Annotated in this window: 21 protein-coding genes; 16 read left to right on the forward strand and 5 right to left on the reverse strand. The window is 59.8% G+C overall.

What is annotated here, in order from left to right:
- The first annotated feature begins 63 nt into the window (after nucleotides 1-63).
- Together rssB and rssC are read left to right on the forward strand one after the other, a co-directional pair.
- Nucleotides 64-1,245 carry a two-component system response regulator RssB gene (gene rssB / locus AC1Q9F_RS18250; protein WP_492620557.1) on the forward strand — a complete coding sequence of 394 codons (1,182 nt, stop codon included), beginning with the start codon at nucleotides 64-66 and terminating at the stop codon, nucleotides 1,243-1,245.
- Nucleotides 1,245-1,727 carry an anti-sigma factor antagonist RssC gene (rssC, locus tag AC1Q9F_RS18255; protein WP_003226553.1) on the forward strand — a complete coding sequence of 161 codons (483 nt, stop codon included), beginning with the start codon at nucleotides 1,245-1,247 and terminating at the stop codon, nucleotides 1,725-1,727. The genes rssB and rssC overlap by 1 nt, the downstream gene beginning before the upstream one ends.
- A 73-nt stretch (nucleotides 1,728-1,800) precedes the next feature.
- Here the strand turns inward: rssC and tal are convergent, their stop codons facing one another.
- Both tal and AC1Q9F_RS18265 read right to left on the reverse strand, forming a co-directional pair.
- Nucleotides 1,801-2,727 (reverse strand): transaldolase, encoded by a 927-nt coding sequence (gene tal, locus AC1Q9F_RS18260; RefSeq protein WP_007951616.1) that lies wholly within the window; start codon nucleotides 2,725-2,727, stop codon nucleotides 1,801-1,803.
- Between the two features lie 190 nt (nucleotides 2,728-2,917).
- Nucleotides 2,918-3,862, reverse strand: a complete 945-nt coding sequence (locus tag AC1Q9F_RS18265) for a glycosyl hydrolase family 5 (RefSeq protein WP_492620558.1) — start codon at nucleotides 3,860-3,862, stop codon at nucleotides 2,918-2,920.
- A gap of 291 nt (nucleotides 3,863-4,153) precedes the next feature.
- Here AC1Q9F_RS18265 and AC1Q9F_RS18270 point away from each other — a divergent pair, with 291 nt between their 5' ends.
- Genes AC1Q9F_RS18270 through AC1Q9F_RS18305 form a run of 8 tightly spaced genes read left to right on the forward strand, consistent with a single transcriptional unit; the run spans nucleotide 4,154 to nucleotide 13,640 of the window.
- A complete protein-coding gene (locus AC1Q9F_RS18270) occupies nucleotides 4,154-4,594 on the forward strand; it encodes a low molecular weight protein-tyrosine-phosphatase (protein ID WP_492620559.1) in 441 nt (146 codons plus the stop codon).
- 38 nt (nucleotides 4,595-4,632) lie between these two features.
- Complete coding sequence (locus AC1Q9F_RS18275; RefSeq protein ID WP_492620560.1) at nucleotides 4,633-6,855, forward strand: polysaccharide biosynthesis tyrosine autokinase; 2,223 nt, start codon at nucleotides 4,633-4,635, stop codon at nucleotides 6,853-6,855.
- Nucleotides 6,856-6,896: 41 nt separating this feature from the next.
- Nucleotides 6,897-7,973, forward strand: coding sequence for a glycosyltransferase (locus AC1Q9F_RS18280; RefSeq protein ID WP_492620561.1), 1,077 nt, complete (start codon nucleotides 6,897-6,899; stop codon nucleotides 7,971-7,973).
- A gap of 14 nt (nucleotides 7,974-7,987) precedes the next feature.
- A complete protein-coding gene (locus AC1Q9F_RS18285) occupies nucleotides 7,988-9,100 on the forward strand; it encodes a polysaccharide pyruvyl transferase family protein (RefSeq protein ID WP_007951622.1) in 1,113 nt (370 codons plus the stop codon).
- Nucleotides 9,097-10,329 (forward strand): MATE family efflux transporter, encoded by a 1,233-nt coding sequence (locus tag AC1Q9F_RS18290; RefSeq protein WP_492620562.1) that lies wholly within the window; start codon nucleotides 9,097-9,099, stop codon nucleotides 10,327-10,329. Before AC1Q9F_RS18285 ends, AC1Q9F_RS18290 begins: the two co-directional genes overlap by 4 nt.
- Nucleotides 10,320-11,423 carry a hypothetical protein gene (locus AC1Q9F_RS18295; RefSeq protein WP_007951624.1) on the forward strand — a complete coding sequence of 368 codons (1,104 nt, stop codon included), beginning with the start codon at nucleotides 10,320-10,322 and terminating at the stop codon, nucleotides 11,421-11,423. Before AC1Q9F_RS18290 ends, AC1Q9F_RS18295 begins: the two co-directional genes overlap by 10 nt.
- Before the next feature lie 12 nt (nucleotides 11,424-11,435).
- Nucleotides 11,436-12,479, forward strand: a complete 1,044-nt coding sequence (locus AC1Q9F_RS18300) for an acyltransferase family protein (RefSeq protein WP_207983422.1) — start codon at nucleotides 11,436-11,438, stop codon at nucleotides 12,477-12,479.
- A gap of 12 nt (nucleotides 12,480-12,491) precedes the next feature.
- Nucleotides 12,492-13,640: an SGNH/GDSL hydrolase family protein gene (locus AC1Q9F_RS18305; RefSeq protein ID WP_207983421.1), complete on the forward strand. Its 1,149-nt coding sequence runs from the start codon at nucleotides 12,492-12,494 to the stop codon at nucleotides 13,638-13,640.
- A gap of 3 nt (nucleotides 13,641-13,643) precedes the next feature.
- Here AC1Q9F_RS18305 and AC1Q9F_RS18310 read toward each other — a convergent pair whose 3' ends face one another.
- Nucleotides 13,644-14,051 carry a phosphohexomutase domain-containing protein gene (locus AC1Q9F_RS18310; protein WP_007951628.1) on the reverse strand — a complete coding sequence of 136 codons (408 nt, stop codon included), beginning with the start codon at nucleotides 14,049-14,051 and terminating at the stop codon, nucleotides 13,644-13,646.
- 47 nt (nucleotides 14,052-14,098) lie between these two features.
- On the reverse strand, nucleotides 14,099-14,932 hold the full coding sequence (galU, locus tag AC1Q9F_RS18315) for a UTP--glucose-1-phosphate uridylyltransferase GalU (RefSeq protein ID WP_007951629.1): 834 nt from the start codon (nucleotides 14,930-14,932) through the stop codon (nucleotides 14,099-14,101).
- Nucleotides 14,933-15,312: 380 nt separating this feature from the next.
- Here galU and galE point away from each other — a divergent pair, with 380 nt between their 5' ends.
- The 6 genes from galE to AC1Q9F_RS18345 all read left to right on the forward strand — a co-directional run bounded on the left by galE (nucleotide 15,313) and on the right by AC1Q9F_RS18345 (nucleotide 21,511).
- Nucleotides 15,313-16,329 carry a UDP-glucose 4-epimerase GalE gene (gene galE / locus AC1Q9F_RS18320; protein WP_007951630.1) on the forward strand — a complete coding sequence of 339 codons (1,017 nt, stop codon included), beginning with the start codon at nucleotides 15,313-15,315 and terminating at the stop codon, nucleotides 16,327-16,329.
- Between the two features lie 226 nt (nucleotides 16,330-16,555).
- Nucleotides 16,556-16,792, forward strand: a complete 237-nt coding sequence (locus AC1Q9F_RS18325) for a hypothetical protein (RefSeq protein ID WP_003226528.1) — start codon at nucleotides 16,556-16,558, stop codon at nucleotides 16,790-16,792.
- Nucleotides 16,793-16,882: 90 nt separating this feature from the next.
- Entirely contained in the window at nucleotides 16,883-17,998 is a 1,116-nt protein-coding gene (locus AC1Q9F_RS18330; RefSeq protein ID WP_207983420.1) for a polysaccharide biosynthesis/export family protein, read from the forward strand.
- A gap of 11 nt (nucleotides 17,999-18,009) precedes the next feature.
- Nucleotides 18,010-18,675: a YjbF family lipoprotein gene (locus AC1Q9F_RS18335; RefSeq protein ID WP_492620563.1), complete on the forward strand. Its 666-nt coding sequence runs from the start codon at nucleotides 18,010-18,012 to the stop codon at nucleotides 18,673-18,675.
- 29 nt (nucleotides 18,676-18,704) lie between these two features.
- Nucleotides 18,705-19,436 carry a capsule biosynthesis GfcC family protein gene (locus tag AC1Q9F_RS18340; RefSeq protein WP_115078630.1) on the forward strand — a complete coding sequence of 244 codons (732 nt, stop codon included), beginning with the start codon at nucleotides 18,705-18,707 and terminating at the stop codon, nucleotides 19,434-19,436.
- Nucleotides 19,433-21,511, forward strand: coding sequence for a YjbH domain-containing protein (locus AC1Q9F_RS18345; RefSeq protein WP_492620564.1), 2,079 nt, complete (start codon nucleotides 19,433-19,435; stop codon nucleotides 21,509-21,511). The genes AC1Q9F_RS18340 and AC1Q9F_RS18345 overlap by 4 nt, the downstream gene beginning before the upstream one ends.
- A gap of 387 nt (nucleotides 21,512-21,898) precedes the next feature.
- Here AC1Q9F_RS18345 and AC1Q9F_RS18350 read toward each other — a convergent pair whose 3' ends face one another.
- Entirely contained in the window at nucleotides 21,899-23,293 is a 1,395-nt protein-coding gene (locus tag AC1Q9F_RS18350; protein ID WP_207983417.1) for an undecaprenyl-phosphate glucose phosphotransferase, read from the reverse strand.
- Nucleotides 23,294-23,532 lie beyond the last annotated feature (239 nt).

The raw sequence follows: 23,532 nt of genomic DNA on the forward strand, positions 1-23,532 counted from the left end.
TAGTCTGCGCCGGGCCGTTGCCCCGCCTGCTACGCCAACCTAATTCTGGCGCCGTTTGCCCACATGCCAAAAACCAGTGCCACGCTGCTGATAATCGATGATGACGAAGTAGTGCGCGCGAGCCTCGCGGCCTATTTGGAAGACAGTGGTTTCAGCGTCTTGCAGGCCAGTAACGGCCAGCAGGGTCTTCAGGTATTCGAGCAAGACACGCCCGACTTGGTCATCTGCGATCTGCGCATGCCGCAGATGGGCGGTCTCGAACTCATCCGTCAGGTCACCGAGCGGTCACCGCAGACACCGGTGATCGTGGTCTCGGGCGCCGGCGTGATGAACGACGCGGTCGAGGCTCTGCGCCTGGGCGCGGCGGATTACCTGATCAAGCCTCTCGAAGATCTGGCCGTGCTCGAGCATTCCGTGCGCCGGGCCCTGGATCGTGCGCGCCTGCTGCTGGAAAACCAGCGCTACCGCGAGAAACTGGAAAAGGCCAACCGCGAACTCGAAGCCAGCCTGAACCTGCTCCAGGAAGACCAGAACGCCGGTCGCCAGGTGCAGATGAACATGTTGCCGGTGAGTCCGTGGAGCATCGACGAATTCAAGTTCGCGCACCAGATCATCCCGTCGCTGTACCTGTCGGGTGATTTTGTCGACTACTTCCGGGTCGACGAGCGCCGGGTGGCGTTCTACCTGGCGGATGTATCGGGTCATGGCGCCTCTTCGGCGTTCGTCACCGTGCTGCTGAAGTTCATGACCACGCGCTTGCTGTTCGAATCCAAGCGCAACGGCACGCTGCCGGAATTCAAGCCTTCGGAAGTCCTCGGTCATATCAACCGGGGGCTGATCAGTTGTAAGCTGGGTAAACACGTCACAATGGTCGGTGGAGTCATCGACGAGGAGACCGGTTTGTTGACCTATAGCATCGGCGGCCATCTGCCGTTGCCTGTGTTGTACACGCCTGACAGTGTTCGCTACCTCGAGGGGCGCGGTCTGCCCGTGGGGCTTTTCAACGAAGCCACCTACGAAGACCACGTGCTCGAGCTGCCACCGACGTTCAGCCTGACGCTGATGTCTGATGGCATTCTGGATCTTTTGCCAGAACCCACGCTCAAAGAAAAAGAAGCCGCCTTGCCCGAACGGGTCAAGTCGACGGGCGGCAGCCTGGATGGTCTGCGGCAGGTTTTTGGATTGGCCACGCTAGGGGAGATGCCGGATGATATCGCCCTGTTGGTGTTGAGCAGGAATCTTTAATGAGTACCGGTAGAATCCAGTTCGCCGAGCAGGACGGCACCTTCGTCCTGAAGTTCGTCGGTGAAGTTCGCCTGACCCTGTGTTCGGCGTTGGATGCGACTATTGAAAAAATCTTCACCGCGCTGAATTTCAACGCGATCGTGATCGATTTGACCGAAACCCGCAGCATCGACAGCACCACGTTGGGCCTTTTGGCCAAACTGTCGATCCTGTCGCGGCAGAAGGTCGGCCTGCTGCCGACCGTGGTCACCACCCACGAGGACATCACCCGTCTGTTGCAGTCGATGGGTTTCGAGCAGGTGTTCAATATCGTCAACCATCCCGTGCCGTGCCCGGAATGCCTCGATGACCTGCCGGATCAGGATCAGTCGGAGGAGGTGGTGCGGATCAAGGTGCTCGAAGCGCACAAGATCCTCATGGGCCTGAACGATTCCAACCGCGAAGCGTTCCATGACCTGGTGAATGCCCTCGAACGGCATTGATCGATCAATCCGCGAGGCACAAAAAAGGGCGAACCTGTGAGGGTTCGCCCTTTTTGCGTCTGCGCTCGGCCGATTACAGCTTGGCTTGCAGCAGCGCCTCGAGTTTTTCCTGGTCGCGGGCAAACTGACGGATGCCTTCGGCCAGTTTCTCGGTGGCCATCGCGTCTTCGTTGGACAACCAGCGGAATTGCGCTTCGTTGAGGCTCAGGCGCGCTTCGCCGGCATGGCCCGGAGCGAGTTTGCGTTCCAGCTTGCCGGTGTCGGCCGCCAGTTTCTCGATCAGGTCCGGGCTGATGGTCAGGCGGTCGCAGCCGGCCAGTTGCTCGATCTGGTTGAGGTTGCGGAAGCTCGCGCCCATGACCACGGTCTTGTAGTCGTTGGCCTTGTAGTAGTTGTAGATGCGCGTCACGGACTGCACGCCCGGATCGTCGGCACCGGTGTAGTCGTTGCCGTTGGCCTTCTTGTACCAGTCGTAGATGCGGCCCACGAACGGCGAGATCAGGAACACGCCGGCATCGGCGCAGGCAGCGGCCTGAGCGAAGGAGAACAGCAAGGTCAGGTTGGTCTGGATGCCTTCCTTTTCCAGGATCTCGGCGGCGCGGATACCTTCCCAGGTCGAAGCGATCTTGATCAGCACGCGATCACGGCCAACGCCGGCCTTGTCGTACAGCTCGATCAGACGGTGCGCACGCTTGAGCATCGCGTCCTTGTCGAACGACAGGCGCGCATCCACTTCGGTGGAAATGCGGCCCGGAATGACCTTGAGGATTTCCTGGCCGACCGCGACGCCGAAACGGTCGCTGGCCAGGCCGACATCGCCCTTGCAGTCGCGCACGCTGGCGTTCAGCAGTTCGGCGTAGGCCGGAATCGCCGCTGCCTTGAGCAGCAGGGAAGGGTTGGTGGTGGCGTCGACCGGTTTGACCCGGGCAATCGCTTCGAAGTCGCCGGTGTCGGCCACGACGGTGGTGAACTGTTTGAGTTGTTCCAGCTTGGAAGTCATGAGCGTGCTCTGTCCTATGGGTCTGGTGACATTACCCGAGCGTCGACAGCCACTCAAGGGCATGTCGGCGTATCGAGCGCCCCGGCGGCAACAACCTGAAAACGGCTGTTTGAAAGGCGGGGCGCGTTATCGATCAATACGATGCCAAAAAGGACCACAGGTTCAAAGCAACCGACCCATTGCGCAGCGCCTATTCGGCGTTGAGCTGGGTCGAGGCCGCCGTTTGTGCCGGTTTCGACTGACCGTCTGAGGTCAGCAGACCGAAATTCTTCTCCCGGTCGTTACTGCCCGACTCGCTGTTCTTCCATTCGTAAATCGACGTCAGCGGAATGTTGAGTTTTTTAACATCGGCGATGAACGCAGAGATTTTGGTTGCTTGCCCTTCCGGCCCGCCGTTGGAGGCGAGCGCCGAGATGCCCCATTCACTGATGACGCCCGGCAGATGGAAGTTTTGCTGGATGAAGGTCTGCGCGTTGCTGATCTGCGTCGCGGTCATGCCGTAAGGGTGATAGGAAATGGCATCCAGGCACTGCGGATAAGTGCCGAGGATGCTGTTGAGTGCCACGGTCGAGGCGGAGCCGGTCGTAGGCGGGCGGGCGAAACCGAATCCCACCAGAGGCGTCGATTGCGGTTTGCCTTGCAGCGTCTTGCACATGGCCGTCATGAACGGCACGAAGGTGTTTTTGAAGTCTCCGGTGGGCCAGTAGGTGTCGAGATCCGGTTCATTCCAGATTTCGATCCCCACCAGTTGCGCGCTCCAGGCTTGCTCAAGCCCGCTCACCGCGTTGGCGAAAGCTTCACCGGCGGTTGTCAGGTCGCCGGTCAACGGTTTGGTGGCGCGCACAGTCATCAAGACCGGCAAGCCGGCAGCTCGCGCCGTCGCGAACGCATCGCTGATCTGTTTCTGATAGGCCTTGGCGCCGAGGCTGTCGCTCCACACGCCGAAGCGTACAAAGCTGAAACCGGCCGCTTTGATCTGCTCGGCGTCAGCCGGGGTGAAGTTCTGGATCTTGACCTGTACGCCGATGGTTCTGGCGGGCAGTGACGGGAACAGCGCGCTGGCGTGAACCTGCGCGGTAGCACTGAGCATCAACAGGGCGGCGGCACCAAGATGTTTGAGATGTGCTGATTTCATGTCTGCTCTCCTGATGAGAATGACATCTAGCCAATTGTTATCTCGTTGCCTGTATTTCGATGACGAAGAGGGCGCGAAGTGCACGAATGTTATTTTTTGTCGGAAAACTTTCGCCCGAAAATCACAGTTATTTTTAGTCCGGTAATTCTGGTTGGGGGACTTTTAGAGGCCGTGGTACTTAATGCACCGGTATTAACGGGTGAATCTATTTCCGAGTGAAGGAAGGTCTTGCGGGTTCATTCGAATATGCAAGGCATGTTGGCCGATTGACATTACACGGGAAAGTAAACCTTGTTCAAAAAGATTCTTGTCGTTTGCGTAGGCAATATCTGCCGAAGTCCGACAGCGGAACTTCTGTTGCGCAATGCACTGACACCCGCGGCGATCAGCGTGACCTCCGCAGGCTTGTCCGCACGGGTCGGCGAAGGCATGGAGTCCAACGCGCGCCAAGTGCTGGAAGAGCGCGGCCACAGTGCCGACGGGTTCAAGGCGCGGCAACTGACAGCGGACATCGTCAATGAATCAGACCTGATTCTGGTCATGGAAAAACAACATGTTAATCAAGTACTGAAGATTGCCTCTCACGCCAGGGGCAAAGTGTTTCTGCTGGGCAAGTGGCAGAGCGAACGAGAAATACAGGACCCGTATCGTCAGGGGCAAGCCGCTTTTATTCATGCCCATGCATTGATTGAAGATGCTGTTAGCTCATGGGCGCAACGCCTGGCGCGTTGATGAATATTCTTCAGTTCAGTGAATGGTAAGAAAGACTTATGCAGTTACCGTCAGTAATCGGCACCCGCGACAACGATCAAGACAGTATTGATCTTCTCGGCATCTTCGGCAGCCTGATCGATCAGAAATGGTTGATCGGTGCGTTCACCGGCGCGTTCATGATGACCGGTGTGGCCTATGCGATCTTGGCCACGCCGGTGTATCTGGCCAACGCCCTGGTGCAGGTCGAGCCGAAAAAGAACGACATGCTCGGTTTTTCCGACCTCAACAGCATGCTCGGCGGGCAATCGCCTTCGGTGACCGAAATCGGCATCATCAAATCCCGCGCGGTGATCGGCAAGACGGTCGACGATCTGCGTCTGGATATCGACGTCACCCCCAACACCTTTCCACTGATTGGCGGCTTTCTCTCTCGTCGCTATCGCGGTGAGACCGAACTCAGCGTCGCGCCGCCGCGTTTCGGCCTGAGCAGCTACGCCTGGGGCGGTGAACGCCTGGAGTTTGCAAAGCTCAATCTGCCCAAGGAACTGCTGGGCAAGAAGCTCACCCTGATCGCCGGCGAACAACATCGCTTTCAGCTGCTCGACGACAACGACAACCTGCTGGTCGACGGTGTGGCGGGTGAAGCCTTCGCGCAGGACGGCGTAGAAGGGCAGATTACGCAGCTGTTGGCCAACCCCGGTACCCGTTTCGAAGTGGTGCGCTACCCACGAATCGTGACCATCCAGGGTTATCAGGACGCGCTGGACATCTCCGAGCAAGGCAAGGAATCGGGGATCATCCGTCTGGCCCTGGCCAGCAGCGACGCCGCCGAAGCGGTGAAGATCCTCAACAAGATCGCCTCGCTGTACGTGGATCAGAACGTACGCCGCACCTCGGCCGAAGCGGCCCAGAGCCTGGCCTTCCTGCAAAGTCAGTTGCCGCAGGTCAAACGTGATCTGGCCAAGGCCAGCGATGCGCTCAACGCCTACCAGACCCACGGCAAGACCGTGAACATCTCGCTGGAAACCCAATCGGTGCTCGGCCAGTCCGTCGCACTCGAAACGCGGATTTCCGAGCTGAAACTGCAACAGGCAGAGATGGATCGCAAGTTCACCAAACAGCACCCGGCCTATCGCGCGCTGATGACCCAGATCGGTGAACTGACCCAGCAACAGCGTTCGCTGGAAGGCAAGGTTCAGGACCTGCCGGCCACGCAACAGGAACTGCTCAACCTGACCCGCGATGTCGAAGTCGCCTCGCAGATCTACACCCAGTTGCTGAACAAATCCCAGGAGCTCGACATCATCCGCGCCGGTGCCGTGGGTAACGTGCGTCTGGTGGATACGGCGGACGTCGACCTGACCAGCCCGGTCAAACCGAAAAAAGCCCTGATCGTGCTGATCGCCACGTTCCTCGGTGCCTTCGTCGGCGTGGCGCTGGTGCTGTTGCGCAAATCCCTGAGCAAGGGCCTGGAAGGGCCGGAAGCCATCGAGCAGCTCGGTTTGCCGGTCTACGCGTCGATTCCCTACAGCGCCCTGCAACAGGAAGAGGACAGCAAAAAAGTCCGGGCCAAAGTCGCGGCGGACACGCCGGCATACCTGCTGGCCCTGCGCAACCCGACGGACCTGTCCATCGAATCGATCCGCAGCCTGCGCACCTGCCTGCACTTCGCGGCGCTGGATTCGACCAACAACCGCATCATGATTTCCGGCCCGAGCCCGCAGGTCGGCAAGACCTTCGTCTCTTCCAACCTCGCGGCGGTCATGGCGCAGAGCGGGCAGCGCGTGGTGCTGATCGACGCCGACATGCGCAAGGGGCATCTGCACAAGACCCTGAATACGCCGATCACCAACGGTTTGTCGGATCTGCTGGTCAAGCGCTGCACCCTCGATCAGGCGATCAACAAGGTCGAAGTCGACAACCTGCACTTCATCAGCCGTGGCCAGGTTCCACCGAACCCTTCCGAACTGTTGATGCACGCCAATTTCCGCGAACTGCTGGCGCAACTCAGTGAGCGCTATGACGTGGTGATCATCGACACGCCACCGCTGCTGGCCGTGACGGATGCGGCGATTGTCGGTCGCGAAGCCGGCATCAGCCTGATCGTTGCGCGGTTTGGGGTGAACCCGGCCAAGGAAATCGAAATGACGATCCGTCGTTTCGCCCAGAACGGTATCGAGTTGAAGGGCGCGGTGTTCAACGGCGTCGAGAAGCGCGCGGCCAGCTATTACGGCAACGGCAGCTATTACAACTACGAATACGCGTCCGACCAGTCCTGAATCTCAGCGACGGTCCTTACAGGCATGAAAGTGGGTGGGTTGTGAAAAAAATACTGCACGTGGCGGAAACGATCAAAGGCGGGGTGGCGACGGTCATCCGCACGATTTCGGCGGCTCCGGAAGACGGGCGCTATGAGCTGGTGTATCTGGTCCCGCTCGACCAGAAGAAAGAACTGCACGGCATCGACGAACAGCAGATCCGCACCTTCGCCCGAAGCGGGCGGAATGTGCCGTCGCTGCTGCGTTTTGCCTGGCAACTGGCGCGGGTCCTGCTCAAGGAAAAACCTGATGTGGTGCATTTGCACAGCACCTTTTCCGGGGTGATCGGCCGTTGCGTGTGCGTGCTATTGCGGCCGTGGCGCAAGCCGAAAATCGTCTACTGCCCCCATGCGTTTTCGTTCCTGATGGAAAGCTCGCCGATCAAGCAGAAAGTCTATGCGTGGATCGAGCGGGTGCTGCAGAAGGTCACGGACAAGATCATCTGCGTCAGCCAGTTCGAGCTGGACAAGGCCGCGAAATTTGGCATCGAGCGCCAGCGCATGACGCTGATCTACAACGGCATCGATCACAAGAATGACGAACGCAAGATCGTTGATCCGGAGCCGATTCATCTGCTGTTTGTCGGTCGCCTCGACTACCAGAAAGGCTTCGACGTGTTGCTCAAGGCCTACACCGAAGCAAAACGCAGCGACCTGAAACTGACGGTGGTGGGCAGTGCGGTGAACGAGGACGTTGTCGAATGTCCGCCGCTGGACGGGGTGGAATACCTGCCCTGGGTGACGCCAACCGAGGTTCACGCGCTGTATCAGAAAGCCGATGCGCTGATCGTGCCGAGTCGCTGGGAAGGCTTTGCCATGGTGCCGCTGGAAGGCATGGCGCTGGGCTTGCCGGTGATCGCCAGCGACTGCACGTCGTTGCCCGAGCTGGTCACCCATGGGGTTTCCGGTTACGTGTTCCCCGCCGGTGACCACCAAGCCTTGGCCGATCGCCTGAAGAAAATCCAGAAGCCTGCGTTGTCGGCCCTCGGCATCGAAGGTCGGCGCATCGTCCGCGAGCGTTTCAGCGCCGCGTTGATGATCCGCCAGACCTACGACGTGTATTCCGCTCCCTCTTATTAAGTAGAACTCCGCTCATGAACGTAACGATTTTGCATGGCTACAGTGCCTCCAACTCCGGCGATGGTCTGCTGGTCGATCTGGCCATCGCGCTGGTGCAGCGCAACTTTGGCGAGGACACCGCGATCAGCGTCGTGGCTTCCGATCCGGACTCTTTCAAGTACCTGCCGCACCCGCGCTTTGATGCGCCGGTGATGGCGGCCAAGGGCCTGGGTCGGGTCAAAGAGGCGGTATTCCTCAATCAGTCCTACGCGGGGCTGGCGGATCTGTTGAAGAAAACCGATCTGATCGTCGGCGTCGGCGGCGGCTACATGCGCTCGAAAAGTGCCTTCGAGCACATCAAGCTGAAACTCGGCCACGCCAAGCAGCTGGAAACCGCGATCCTCAGCAAAGTGCCGTCGGTGTACCTGCCGCAAAGCATCGGGCCGTTCCACGGCGACAGCGACAAGATCGTCGGTCACTACGCCAGCGCCGATGCGGTGTTCGTGCGCGATAACCGTTCCTCCGCGCTGTTCGATGCCTGTGAAAATGTCTACCGCGCACCGGACCTCGCAGTACAGGCGCTGGCCGGCAAGATCCTTCAGCAACCCAAGTTCACCCGCTGCGCCTCGACGCCGGCCACGGTGTGCGTGGTACTGCGCAAACCACCGGCGTGGAGCAAGGAAAAGAAGCTCGCCTACGTGGCCAACCTGAAGGTGCTGCTGCAGCGCTTGAAGAACAAAAGCAAAGTGGTCTGCGCCGTACAGAGCGCCGTGCGCGGTAACGATGACGGCGCGTTCTATCGCGAACTGGGCATCACCGAAGACCTGTTGCCGTTGAAGGCGACACTGGCCAAATACCAACCGGACCTGGTGATTTCCGTGCGCCTGCACGGCGCGATCGAATCGCTGCTCTCGGGTGTGCCGGCGTATCACATCAGCTACGAGCGCAAAGGCTTCGGCGCCTATCAGGACATGGGCGTCGAAGACTGGGTCATCAACGGCGGCGACATCAATGTCGACACCATCATCGACACCGTTTACGCGCCTGACGCGCTGTCGAATTTCGGCAAACGCCTGACCGACACCTGCCGCGAGATCGAGGCGAAAACCGTGGCCATGGACGACATCATCAAGGGCGTCATTCGATGATATTCCGGCTGTTGCTGCGGGGCGGGGCACTGGGCGCGAAGTTCTTGCTGGTGCTCGCCATCACCCATTACCTCGGTTACGAGGCGCTGGGTTTTTACGGCGTGGTGGTCGCGGCGTCGTTGATCGCGTCGAAGTTCTACAGCGTCGGTTTCAGTTCCGAGATCAATCGGCTGATCAGCGTTGGCGGCAGTTCGCGCCGGGTCGTGGACAAGGTGCTGCTGTTGTACCTGGCCGTGGGCCTGGCGTTGTCGGTGCTGACGGTGGTGATTTATTCGCTGTTCCAGTCGGTGGAGGCGACCACCGCGCTGATCGCCTGCGTGACGCTGGTGTTGCTCACCGAACACCTGTCGTTCGAGATCAACTCGTTCGTGTTTTCCGCGCAGAAAGCCACGGCGGGTGCGTTGTTGTTCTTCATCAAGACCGGGCTCTGGGCGCTGCTGGCCGTGGGCGGAATGGCGCTCGGCTGGGTGTCCGGAATCGCCAGCGTGCTGTGGCTGTGGGTCATCGCCAACGTGCTGGTGATCGTCGCCGGTTACCTGATTGTGGTGAATGTTCATCGTGGGCGGGAAGAGGGGACGCTGGCCACCGCCGCAGTGTGGAAAGCCGGGCTGCCGTTTTACCTCGGCACTGGCCTGATCGCGCTGAGTCAGTACGCCGAGCGCTTTCTGATCATCGACCTCGAACCTTACGCCAGCCTCGGTAAATACGTGTACGCGTGGTCGGCGGCCAACACCTTGCAGGCGCTGTCTTACGCGGTGGTGGCGGTGGTCGGCATTCCGCTGCTCGCCAAGCGTTATCAGGCTGATCAGCAACCGTTCACGGTCCGGCAGCTATTCGTGAACAAATGGGTCGCACGTTCGCTGGTGGTATCGGCGGCGGTCGCGGTGGGGATTTATCTGTTCTTCAATGTGGTGCTCGATTACGTCGCCACCAGCGTTCCGCGTCCGGACAACGGCATCCTCGGCGTGCTGATTTTCTCCTTCGCCCTGCGCGCCATTGGTGACATTGTCTGGGGCGGGTTGATCGCTTCGAAAAACAGTCGGGTGTCCCTCGCCAGCGCGGCCATTTGTCTGTTGGTTTCAGTGCCGGTCAGTTACTTACTGATCAAGCACTACTCGATTTACGGCGCGGCCTGGGGCAACGTCTTTGCGATCATCGTGCAGCTCGCCGTGATTGCGCTGCTGACTCGTGCCACGCGCGCGAAAAAGGTTGTCGTGTCATGGGCCTGAAACTGCCGTGTATCGAGTTTCGCGGCCGCCGACTCGATTCCTCGCTGTCGTTCCTGATCCTGTTCACCGGGCTGTTTCTGTCGGTGGCGATGCCGCTGCTGATTCCCCGCGATCCGGGCCCGGATGCGATGACCTTATGGTCGTCTTACGCCCGGGCCGACAACTGTAATTTCTGGAACCCGTTCTCGCCGGATCGCTCGTCTTACGAGTGTTCGGCGTTCCTGCTGCGGCCCACCGGGATCAACCTGACCAACGCCTGGGCCTACGGGATGTTCTGCAACTTTTTCCTCACGGCCATTCCCGTGGTGGTGTTCCGGCGCATGCCGCTGACCATCTTCGGAACCCTGTGCCTGTGGGGCATCGTGCGTTCGTTTTTCCTGGAAAACCTGACCAAGGAAATCATCGTGTCGGTGGCGGTGCTGAGCATTCTGTTCAGCTCGCTGACGCGCAAATATCGCGGCGGATTTTTCCTATCGGCGGTGATCTACGGCGTGCTGATCCGGCCGTACTGGATTCTGTTTTCCCTGTCGTGGGTCGGCGTCTGCGTGATGAAGAAATACGTCTCGCGCACGACCTTCTTCCTGATGCTGTTCCTGTTCTACCTGGCCGTTGCGATGGCGATCCAGCTGGCGCTGGGCTTTCCGGTGTCGTCGATTCGCGCCAGCAACAACGAACTGCGCACGGCGGGCGAGGAGGGTTCCAAATCGCTGATCGTCTCGTGGCTCAGCGGCAGCGACTTCGTCTCGCAGGCCCTGGACTCAATGATCATTTTCTTCCGGTTGTCGTTTCCCGTTGAGCTGATCCTGCTGTCCGGGCCGGGCCAGGTGATCTTCGTCGCGTTGATGATCATGACCGCGCTGCTGCTGTTCAAAGTCATCACCTCGACCGATTACAAGGGCGCACCGATCCAGACCAAACCCAAGGAACTGATCGCGATTCCGCTGGCGTTCCTGCTGGTTCAAGGCTTGTTCGAACCGGACTTCGGCTCGTTCGCCCGGCACTTTTCGATGGTGGTGCCGGTGCTGTTCGTGGGCCTGGGGTTGATGCTGCGGGCGAACAAACCGGTGAAGGTTGAATCAAGAATTCTGAATTGAGGCGGGTGCTTTATGTCGAGCAAGAAAAAGTCCCTGGAGATCGAAACCCTGCGTGGCCTGGCGTGCCTGTTGCTGGTGCTCTATCACGTGATCGGGCCGTTGGGCGGTGGTTTGAAAATCGACATCGGCTCGCCGTTCCGGGTGATCGCCGATTCGATGGTGTACGTGCGCATGCCGCTGTTCACCTTCATCTCCGGCTACATCTATTCCATCTACAAGATTCGCGGCAATGACTTTTCCGCGTTCTTCAGCGGCAAGGTGCGGCGCCTGATCGTGCCGCTGTTTTGCGTGGGTGTGCCGTTCTCGGTGTTGCAGGCGGTCGGGCCGGGCGTGAACAAGGATGTCAGCGTGATGGATGCGCTGTTGTCGTTCTATGTGCCGATCAACCACTTCTGGTTCTTGCAGGCAGTGTTCATCATTTTCATGTTCGTCGGCCTGCTGGAATGGCGCGGTTTGCTGCGCACGCCGACGCGCCTGTATCTGCTGTTCGCGTTCGCGGCGGCGGTGTTCCTGTTGCCGCCGTTTCCGCTGGACGCATTCGGCATCAACGGGGCGATTTATCTGCTGCCGTTCTTCGTGGCGGGCATGATCGGCCAGGAGAAAGTCAGCGAGCTGAAGCAGACGTTCAAGGTGATCGGCCCGCTGGTGTTTGTGCTGATTTCGCTGACGCTGCTGTACGTGGCGTCGGTGGACCGCGAGCTGATCGTCGACCGCCGCAGCCTGATCGGCCTGACGGTGGGCTGCGTGTCCTGCCTCGCGTTGCTGTCGAGTGACATGCGCTCGAAGGCGCTGACCTGGCTCGGCGGTTACTCCTATGCGATTTTCCTGTTTCACGTGTTGTTCGCCGCGACGTCGCGCTCGATCCTCGGCCGCCTGGGTGTGAAAGATGAAAGCGTGCTGGTGTTCTGCGGCGTGACGTGTGGCTTGCTCGGGCCGGTGGTGTTGTCGATGATTTTCAGTCGGTTCAACTTCACCTCCGTGCTGTTCCTCGGCGAACGTGCCGCGACCAAAAAGAAACCGGCGGCGACCATTGCCCCGGTGGCGCAGATTCGATGAAGGAAGCGATTCATGCTGGCTGTTGATGATGTGCCGCCAGTGGCGGCGTCGGTGGTGCAAATCGGCGACGCTCGCGAGCGGTTTGGCCAGTGGCGTGAAGGCAAGGCCGGCAAGGTGTTGTCGATCTCGGTGATCGGCGACAGCTACAGCGCCGGGCAGGATTTCTACCTGAACAAACTGGTGCAACGGGTGGCCGGGGAGGTCGGGTTTGCAGGGCCGGGTTATGTCGGCTTCAATCACGGCGCCGCGCTGGGCGGCACGCATTTCAAGTACACCCGCAGCAGCGAGAAATACTTCGGTGGCGACTGGCAGGTCTCTGGCCTCGGCCAGGCCAGCCCCGACAGCCGCACGGTGACCGGGCGCCCCGGCGCCTGGCTGCAAGTCGACGCCAGCCCGACGCCTGCCATCAACACCGCCGTCACTCAGGCGAAACTGCTTTACCTCGGCAACGGTGAGTCCAGTGAGCTGCGTTATCGCTGGTCACCCTCCGCCGACTGGCAGCCGTTGAAACTCGCAGGCGAAGGCGTTCAGGAAGTCCCGCTGCCCGGCACGTCGGCCGCGACCGATTGGGCTTTCAGACTGGAAGTGCTGAAAGGCGCGCCGACCCTGTTCGGTCTGTGGCTGAGCAACGATCAGGACGGGGTTCGGGTATCGAAACTGGCAGCGTCCGGCGCGGCGTCCGCTGATTTCTATCACGACGATGCGCGTTGGCAGACGCAGTGGAAAGCCGTGGTGTCGAAGATTCCCGCAGACATTTACCTGATCATGCTCGGTGGCAACGACCAGGGTTTTGGCGTGAAGCCCGAGCAGTATTTGCACAATGTCCAGGGGCTGGTCGGCATGCTCCGCGAGATTCAACCGGCGGCGAGCATCAACCTGATCCTGCGTCAGGACACCACCCGCTCCAGTGCGTATCCGATGTCGGCTTATGCGCAGGTCATCGAACCCTGGGCCCGTGAGCAGCGTCTGGGTTACGCCAATCTGCAATGCGCGTTCGGCACCGACGTCAAACGCTACGCCGCAGCGATGATCGGGCCGGACAAGATTCATCCGGTGCCGGCCACGGGCGGGCGGGTAATTGCTGATTACTTCTATCGCTGGTTCGTGGGCGGACAGCAAAAAGTCTCGCCACAGGACAACTGTGGCGAGACTTCGAAGTAGCCATCAGTTGTCGAACAGATCCAGATGGCTCAGCAGCTCTGCGGTTTTCTGCGGCATCAACTGCGTCACGCAACGGGTTTCCACGTTGACGATGATCGCCGGGTCGTTGCAGCAGATCCGCACGCGAAAACGCCAGTCGCTGAAAATCACTTTCAGGCCGTCGCGGTCATCGACCTCCAGCGCCTGCTCGCCGTAGATCCGTTTCAGGTGGGCGAGCAGGGGATACGGATCGCGCATCGCTCGGCGTATGTCCCCGGACGAGGGAAACACGCCGAGGCGGTCGACCAGCAGCAGGGTGCCCAACCACGGGCCATTGGCGCTGGGCAATGGCTGATGGCGGGATAACCAGCTCATCACCCCGAGGTTGTCCACCTCACGTTCAATCTCTGCGGAATGTTGTGCAATGTTCATGGTTGCCTCGTTGGATGTGCGTGCTGCGATGAATCAGTGGAAGCCGCTCAGCGGCCCTTCAGGTAAACGTTGTCGTAGCAGAAGTTGGTCGCCTGCAGGTAACCCTCGGCGTCGCCGCAGTCGAAGCGCAGACCTTTGAACTTGTAGGCCAGCACGCAACCGTTCTGCGCCTGTTTCATCAGGGCGTCGGTGATCTGGATTTCGCCGCCCTTGCCCGGCTCGGTGTCGGCGATCAGGTCGAAGATATCCGGCGTGAGGATGTAGCGGCCGATGATCGCCAGGTTCGACGGTGCGTCTTGCGGGGCCGGTTTTTCCACCATGTGGTTGACCCGGTAGATGCCCTCGGAAATCGCCTCGCCGGCGATCACGCCGTACTTGTGGGTCTGGTCGCGCGGGACTTCCTGGATGGCGACGATCGAGCAGCGGAATTTCTTGTAGAGCTCGATCATCTGCGTGAGCACGCCGTCGCCTTCGAGGTTCAGGCACAGGTCGTCCGCCAGCACCACGGCGAAGGGTTCGTCGCCGATCAGCGGGCGGCCGCTGAGGATCGCGTGGCCCAGGCCTTTCATTTCCACCTGACGGGTGTAGGAGAAGGTGCAGGTGTCGATCAGCTCGCGAGTGCCGGCCAGGAACTTCTCTTTCTCGGTGCCACGGATCTGGTGTTCGAGTTCGTAGCTGATGTCGAAGTGGTCTTCCAGTGCGCGCTTGCCCCGTCCGGTGACGATGGCCATGTGTTGCAGGCCGGCGTCCCGTGCTTCTTCAACGGCGTATTCGATCAACGGCTTGTTGACGATCGGCAGCATTTCCTTGGGCATGGCTTTGGTGGCCGGCAAGAAACGCGTGCCATAACCGGCAGCGGGGAACAAACATTTACGGATCATAAAAGTTTCCTGGTCATTCATGGCGCACTGCCATCGTTTATTGCAATAACGAAAGGTTGCAAGTTATTGAAGCTGTACTTTAATACCTGACTCGGGAGATGAGTGGCAAATAGCAATGAGTGTAAAACACGACAATGTTATGAGATGTCGGTTTGACAGTTATTGGTTATTTTTAGTCGGCATCCGTTGATAGTGATGAATGCGCGGGAGTGCTAATAAGTACCAGGCAATACAGTTTGGCTTGTAAAAATATTTATAGCCAGTGATTGAACTGTTTTTGTTTCTGGTTGTTGTCGCGCTGTTTGTGTGAATCAAGACACACATTAAACAAGCAGCGCTTGACACGCGAGTTGGCACTTTTCCCACTTATGGACCGCGCTATGAAGATTCTGGTAACGGGTGGCGCCGGCTATATCGGCTCGCACACCACACTTGCACTACTTGAAGCAGGTTATGAAGTTGTAGTTCTGGATAATCTTTGCAACAGCAGCGACGCCGCCTTGCACGCGGTGGAAGCCATTTGCGGCAAAAGTGCGCTGATGATTCGCGGGGATGTCTGTGACCGGGCCTTGCTGGACCGGATTTTCCAGCAGCACGCCATCGATGCGGTGCTGCACTTCGCCGGGCTCAAGGCCGTGGGCGAGAGCGTGCGCAAGCCGCTTGAGTACTACGAAACCAACGTCAGCGGCAGCATCACGCTGTGCCAGGCGATGGCGGCGGCGGGGGTGTTCCGGCTGGTGTTCAGCTCGTCCGCCACAGTCTACGGCGAGCCTGAGCAGATGCCGATCCGCGAGGATTTCCCGACCGGCAATCCGACCAATCCCTACGGTCAGTCTAAGCTGATCGTCGAGAACGTGCTGCGCGACCTGTGCCAGTCCGAACCGCGCTGGAGCATCGCGCTGCTGCGCTATTTCAACCCGATCGGCGCGCACCACAGCGGCCAGATGGGCGAAGACCCCAACGGCATTCCGAACAATCTGGTGCCTTACATCAGCCAGGTGGCGGTTGGCAGCCTGAAGGAGTTGTCGATCTTCGGCGACGATTACCCGACAGTCGACGGCACCGGCGTGCGTGACTACATCCATGTGGTGGATCTGGCGGACGGGCACCTGAAAGCCCTGCAATCCATCGCCGACCGCACCGGCATTCATACCTGGAACCTCGGCACCGGCGACGGTTACAGCGTGTTGCAGGTCCTGCGCGCCTTTGAGCAGGCCTGCGGGCAGCCAGTGCCGTTCCGGGTGATGCCACGGCGTTCCGGGGATATTGCCGAGAGCTGGGCCGACGCCTCGAAGGCGGCGAAGGAACTGGGCTGGAAAGCCACACGCAACTTGCAGGACATGGTCACCGACACCTGGCGCTGGCAATCGAATCATCCCCGGGGTTATCAGGGATGATGGCGTTTTAGTGCAATGTTAGTTTCAGTCAGGTTGTTAGATATCGTCGGGAAATTAGACTGGCAATGCCTTTTGCAAGTCCGTAGATATAAACCTGCCGTTCGACTTTTATCAGTTGGGTAAGACTGTGAAAGAACAACGGATCTTGTTCGCGCTTTTTGCGACTTGAACTCTACCACCTCTAACGAACACCCGATGTTAGGTGCGATGTTAGAAAGGAGTTGATATGAAGAAAGTGATGGCGATCGCCCTGTTGACGATGTTGAGCAACTGGGCCTCCGCAGCTGAAGCGCCGCTTACAGCAGTGACCAATGTATCTGGCAGTGTCGCGGCTTCTACAGCGCCTGCTGCCAGTACTGCCATGGTCGCCAGTGCTGTAGCGGCGTCCAACAGTGGTGGAAGTGCCAACGGCGGTACAACGGGTACCACCGGTACCACGGGTACAACCGGCACGCACAACTAACTGAAGTATCTGTTGGTGCAGTACAAGGTCGCCCGACGAAAGTCGGGTGACTTTGTTTTTGGATTCGCCCTTGAATAGCGTAGTGCCATTATGAATCGTCGTTTTACTCTTTTAATGTTGGCAAGTTTCGCTTTGCAAGGTTGCATGTTCTCCCCCGGCCAGTACCTGAGCACCAGTAGCATCACGCGCCAGGGCGCCAGCGAAAGCAGCCGGGTCGAGCTCATTCAGATCACCCCCAAGCTCATCGCCATGAACCGCGCCACGTACAAGCGTGAGTCGGTGCCGGCGGAGTTGTTGGCGACCCCGGCCGAATACCGCATCGGCAGCAACGATGTGCTGTACATCACGGTCTGGGATCACCCCGAGCTGACCGCTCCTTCGGGTGCGCAACAGCAGATCGATGCCAACGGCCGTCTGGTGCGCTCCGACGGCACGTTGTATTACCCGTACATCAAGGAAGTCCAGGCCGCCGGCAAAACCATCCAGCAGCTGCGTTCGGACATCGAGCAACGTCTCTCGGCGTTCATTGCCGAGCCGCAAGTGGATGTCGCGGTGCTGCGTTTCGCCAGCCAGAAAGTCGTGGTCTCGGGCGCCGTGGCCAAGGCCGGCCCCCAGGCGATTTCGACCAACCCGCTGAGCGTGGTCGAAGCCCTCGGTTCGGCCGGTGTCGATACCAACAATGCCGACTTGTCCGGGCTGATGCTGACGCGTAACGGGCGGGTCTATCCGCTCAATCTCGATGCCCTCAATCAGCAGGATTCCGAATTGCAGAACGTCTACCTCAAGGGAGGCGATCAGCTGTATCTGCCGTACAACGACAACAAGCGCATCTACGTGATGGGCGAGGTCAACCAGCCCCGTGCGCTGAGCTTCAAGACCGCCACCATGAACCTGTCCGACGTGCTCGGTTCGGTCGGTGGCCTGAGCCAGACCACCTCCAACGGCAACGCCGTGTACGTGATTCGCGGGGTGGAAAATCTCGATGTCGAGCCGGCGAAAATCTATCAGCTGGAAGCCGAATCGCCGACCGCCATGGCACTCGCCTCGCACTTCGAAGTGCGGCCCCAGGACGTGGTCTATGTCGGGCCTGCCAACGTGACTCGCTGGAACCGTCTGATCAGCCAGTTGGTGCCTTCGGCATCGATTGTCGGGACGGGGGCTTCCGCTGCGAAGAACTGGAGCGAATTCAGTAACAACAGCAAATAAGGCCGCCGACTGTGAAAACGTTGAAAGTGGGCGTGTGCCTGATGGCGGCCGTTTTGTTGAGTGGCTGCAATCCGCTGATGAGCGCTTCATTGAACAACCTCAAGGCGTCGGTCATCGGGCCGGATGAACTGGACGTGTCGGCGGAGCAGGTGGCCGGGGTCAAGTATCCCCAGCTCAAACTGACCACGCCGTCCGGTTCCGGCGTACTGGCGCTGGTGCGCGAACGCGAGGATCTGCAGTTCTGGGTCGCCTCGGGCAAGCAGGTGCTGCTGATGCGCGACGGCCTGGCCATGCGCACCATCGGCCTCGGCGTGGAAGGTGATCTGGACGGCACACGGCTGTCCGATGATTCACCGTTCAAACAGGGCCTGCACAGAATCACCGACGGCTACACCAGCCGCCGCTGGATCGACCTCTACAAGGGCCAGGAAGTCGGGATCATCCTCAACAGCCGCTTCTCCCGAAAGTCCCTGGAAACCCTCGAGATTCTCGACAAGGAATACACCGTGCTGCGTGTCGATGAGCAGATTGACGCGCCGGCCATCGGCCTGCGCGCGACCAATCGTTACTGGGTCGATCCGGTGGACGGTTTCATTGTGCAGAGTGAACAGCAACTGACCTCGCAGTTGCGGGTCAGGATCGTGCAGCTGACCCCAGACCGCAGGCATGTCCCGTGAAGCGGCTCAGAGCGCTGTCGGCGTGTTTGATGTTGCTCACTGGGGGCAGCGAGGCAGCGGTCATCGTCAGCGGTGATGTCGCCAACCCGGGCCCGATCGAGTTGCCGGCGGGCGGGCGTTTGCGCGATGTGATCGGTGAGGCCGTACCGAATGCCGAAGGCTATTGGCTGGCCGGCGTTCTGTTGCGTCAGTCGCTGCTGGAGGAACAGACGCGACTCAAGGTCGGCGTGCTGTTCGATCTGGATGTGCTGCAGCGCATGGCGATGCTGTTCGACAAACCGAGTCGAGCGGCGCTGGCACAGCGCCTGGCCGAGCAGGTCCGGCAGATGCCGGTGACCGGGCGGCAGATTGCCGATCTCGATCCGGTGGCGGTGGAAGTCGGCTTTGCCCGCAACATCCGTCTCGACGATGGCGATCAACTGATCTACCCGAAACGGGTCGACGAAGTCGAAGTGCTGGGCGCGGTCGCCGAGCCGTGCCGCTTGCCTTATCAGCCGTTGCAGGAGGCCCGCGAATACCTGCAGGGCTGCACGTTGCTGGAGGCCGACGCCGATGCCGATTACCTGTGGCTGATCCAGCCCAACGGCGAATCGCGGCGGGTCGGCATCGCCCACTGGAACCGCGAGAGCGGGCAGATGCCCGTGGCCGGCAGCAAGATTCTGGTGCCGGTGAAAAACGATGATCTGGATCCGCCTGTCCCTGAACTGAATCAGCAGTTGGCCGAATTGATTGCCACGCAGTTGGCTGAGGTGGTTCGTTGAATTTGCGTTTTGCAGCTGTGTTGTTATTGCCGTGTGGCCTGGTGCATGCCGAGCCACGTATTACCCAGAATGACTTCGGCGGCGTCGGTCTGTTGCAGACCCCGACCGCGCGCATGTCGCCCGCCGGTGAGTTGAGCGTCAACGCCAACCGCACCGAACCGTACAGCCGATACAGCGTTTCGTTGCAGCCGCTCGACTGGCTGGAAGGTTCGTTTCGCTATACCGCCATCACCAACCGTCCGTACGGTTCCGAAGCGCTGAGCGGCAGCCAGAGCTATAAGGACAAGGCGGTCGACGCCAAGGTCCGGCTGTGGCAGGAAAGCCATTGGGCGCCGGAAGTGGCGCTGGGCTTCCGAGACATCGGTGGTACCGGTTTGTTTGCCAGTGAATTCTTCGTCGCCAACAAGCGCTATGACAATTTCGATTTCAGCGCCGGCATCGCCTGGGGTTACATCGGCAACCGCGGCGACTTCGACAACCCGCTGGGCTGGGCCAGCGATCGCTTCAAGACCCGCCCGGACCTGGAAGGCACCGGTGACGTCAACGCCGGTTCGTACTTTCGCGGCAAGCCTGCGTTTTTCGGCGGCGTGAGCTACCAGACACCCTGGGACCGTCTCAGCCTGAAACTCGAATACGAAGGCAACGACTACAAGCACGAGCCGAAGGACAACATCATCAAACAGGACTCGCCGATCAACCTCGGCGCGGTGTTCAAGGTGACCGATTCCCTCGATCTGAGCGCCGCGTGGGAGCGGGGCAACACGGCGATGTTCGGCGTCACGTTCCACACCAACTTCGTCAGTCGCAAGGCCCCGGCCAAGACCTTCGACCCACCGGCCGAACCGCTGCCGGCGAAGGCGCCGAGCACGACGATGGAGGAGGTCAACTGGGCCGATGTGTCGCGCCGCTTGCAGCAGAACGCCGGCTACAAGGTCGAGCGCATCACCCAGCGCGATTCCGAACTGATCGTTTACGGCGAGCAGCAGCGCTATTTCCATTCGCCCAAGGCTGTCGGCCGCGCGAGCCGTATTCTCGACAACAGCGTCAACGACGACATCGACTGGTTCACCGTGGTCAACAAGCGTTACGACCTGCCGCTGGAAGAAACCAGCGTGCCCCGGCAGACCTTCCGCGAAGTGCTCAACAACGAGGAGCCGCTGGAGTCGCTGCACCGCACCACCGAGATCAACCCAGCGATGCCGCGCAACGAGAAAACCCTCTACACCGAGGCGCCGCAGCACTTCAATTACGGCGTCGGCCTGGGCTTCAAACAGAACGTCGGCGGCCCCGATGGTTTGCTCTATCAGTTCACTGCCGATCTGGATGCCGAGTACCGCTTCAACCGCAACACCTGGTGGAACGGTTTGCTCAGTCAGAACCTGATCAACAACTTCGACAAGTTCACCTACGACGCACCCAGCGGCCTGCCGCGTGTGCGCACCGACTTGCGTCAGTACCTGACCACGTCGGACACCACCATGCCGCTGTTCCAGGTCAGCCACGCCGAGCAACTGGACAAGGATTTGTACGGCATGGTCTACGGCGGTTATCTGGAGTCGATGTTCGCCGGGGTCGGGGGCGAGGTGCTGTTTCGTCCGACCGGCAAGCGCTGGTCGATCGGCGCGGATCTGAACTACGTGCGTCAGCGTGAATTCGACCAGGGTTTCGGCCTGCAGGATTACTCGGTCTGGACCGGCCACATCACAGGCTACACCGACCTGCCGTTCGACACGCTGGCCGCGGTCAGCGTCGGGCGTTACCTGGCGGGCGACTTTGGCGGCACGCTGGATATCTCCCGCGAGTTCTTCAACGGCGTGCGCTTTGGCGCCTGGGCGACCATCACCACCGCCGGCAGCGCCGAGTATGGCGAGGGTAGTTTCGACAAGGGGCTGTATCTGTCGATCCCGTTCGACGAAATGATGAGCATGTCGACCATGCGCCGCGCCAACCTGGTGTGGGCGCCGCTGACCCGTGACGGTGGCGCGCGGCTTAATCGCAGCTTCCAGCTGCATTCGATGACGGACAGTCGGGAAGGGGACATGTTCTACCGGAACTTCGGGAAGATTACCGAGTAGGTTCGGGGGAGCGGGAAGTTAAAGCGGGAGCCTGATGGCTCCCGTTTTGGTTTGTGGTGAAGGGGGATCTTGATCCAGCCATGATTGGTGTGGGAGTCGGTTTGTTCCGGGTGTTTGGCAGATTCAAACCTGATGGTGAATGATCCGGCGCCATCGTCGGATCGCCGCCCGGACCAAGCCCGCTCCCACAGGTGATCGGGTGATGCCGTGATCTTCGCCATACCCCCGATCCCTGTGGGAGCGAGCTTTCTCGCGATGGCGTCTGCTCAGCCGACATCAAAACATCTGACACAACTTGTCCGCGGAGCCTCGACCAACCCCCAAATCCCGCCCACAAAAAAGGGGACTTTCGTCCCCTTGCGGTGTTGCCTTCTCAAGCGCTGCGTCTCAGTAAATATCCTTCGACAGCAGGGTGAACGGCGTCTTCACCAGGATCTTCACATCCAGCCACAGCGACCAGTTGTTGATGTACTTCAGGTCGATCTCGACGCGCTTTTCCATCTTGTCGAGGGTGTCTGTCTCACCCCGGCAACCGCTGATCTGCGCCAGGCCAGTGATGCCCGGTTTGATTCGGTGACGGGCCATGTAGGCGAGGATCTTGCCCGAGTAGTAGTTGTTGTGCGCCACGGCGTGCGGGCGTGGACCGACCAGTGCCATGTGGCCTTGCAGCACGTTGAACAGTTGCGGCAACTCGTCCAGCGAAGTGCGACGGATAAAGCGACCGACTGGAGTGATGCGCGAATCGTTGCGGCTGGCCTGCTTGACGTCACGGTCATCGTGCACGCGCATCGAGCGGAATTTCCAGACCTTGATCACCTTGCCGTTCCAGCCGTGGCGATCCTGCTTGAAGAACACCGGGCCGGGCGAGGTGAGCTTCACCGCCAGCGCCACGGCCAGCAGCACCGGGCTCAACAGGATGATCGCCAGCAGGGCGACGGCTTTTTCCACCAGGCTTTTGCTCAGCGCAGCAGTCGGGCGGCTGGTCAGCGGGCTTTCGTTGAGGTAGATCGCCGGCAGACCGTCCACGACTTTTACCGAGTGGTTGAGCAGCGTCAGGCTGTTCAGGTCCGGCACCCAGACCACGTCAACGTTGGCATCCAGCAGATCGACGTACATGGCTTCGATGTTGGCGGCTTCCGACAGCGGCAGCGTGATGTACAAGCGGCGGATGTCGTGGGTCTGGATCAGCTCGAGCAATTCGTCCTGAGCGCCGACGACGCGTGGGGCGTCCGCTTGCAGAGAAGGCTTGTCGCCGTTGCTGACCAGGCCGACCAGTGGCAGGTTTTCGTGCTGGCTCAACTTCTTCGCCAGGCCCAGCGCCAGTTCGCCGGTGCCGACGATCAGGGTCTTGTGTTCGCTTTTGCGCGAACGCTGGTAGAACTTCGAGAACGCATGCAGCGGTGCGTACAGCAGCGCCTGACCGAGGAAACCGTACACCGCCCACTCAAGGATGACTTGCCGGGAGAACAGCGCATCGGCCTTGCAGATGAAGGCGATGAACGCCAGTCCGGCCATGGTCATGAACCAGCCCACGAACAGTCGACCCAGACCGGTCAGGTAATTGTCTCGCTTTCGGTACGCGCCGCTGAAGGTATAAGCCGGCACCGAGGCCAGTACCGCCAGGATCGTGCACATCCGATAGTAGAACTCGACGGTGCCCGTGTGCTGTTCGGCCAGTATGAACAACAGTGAAACAATGAAAGTCTGTGCCAGCGCCCATTGGCCCCAAAAGGTCAGTCCCTTGAGGCCGGTGTTTCGATTGATACGAAGAGAAAGATCCATACGATATCCCCAAAAGACGTCCATTCAGGTTTCGACAGTAGAAAACCGAGTTGTTAAGCAGACTTGTTATTGTTGTTTGAGCCAGTGTCCTGAGGTAACAACGCCGGAATGCGGAACTGTCGTCAGTCAATAGACTAAGTTATTGCCGGGGATGCTGTCTGACGAGTTCTAACAAGATGGCACAGTGCCAACTTATTTAATTTTCCAATATTCAAACGTTAGAAAAGGTCGAAAGGCAG

This window comes from Pseudomonas sp. GW823-FHT04A03 (assembly GCF_058796615.1).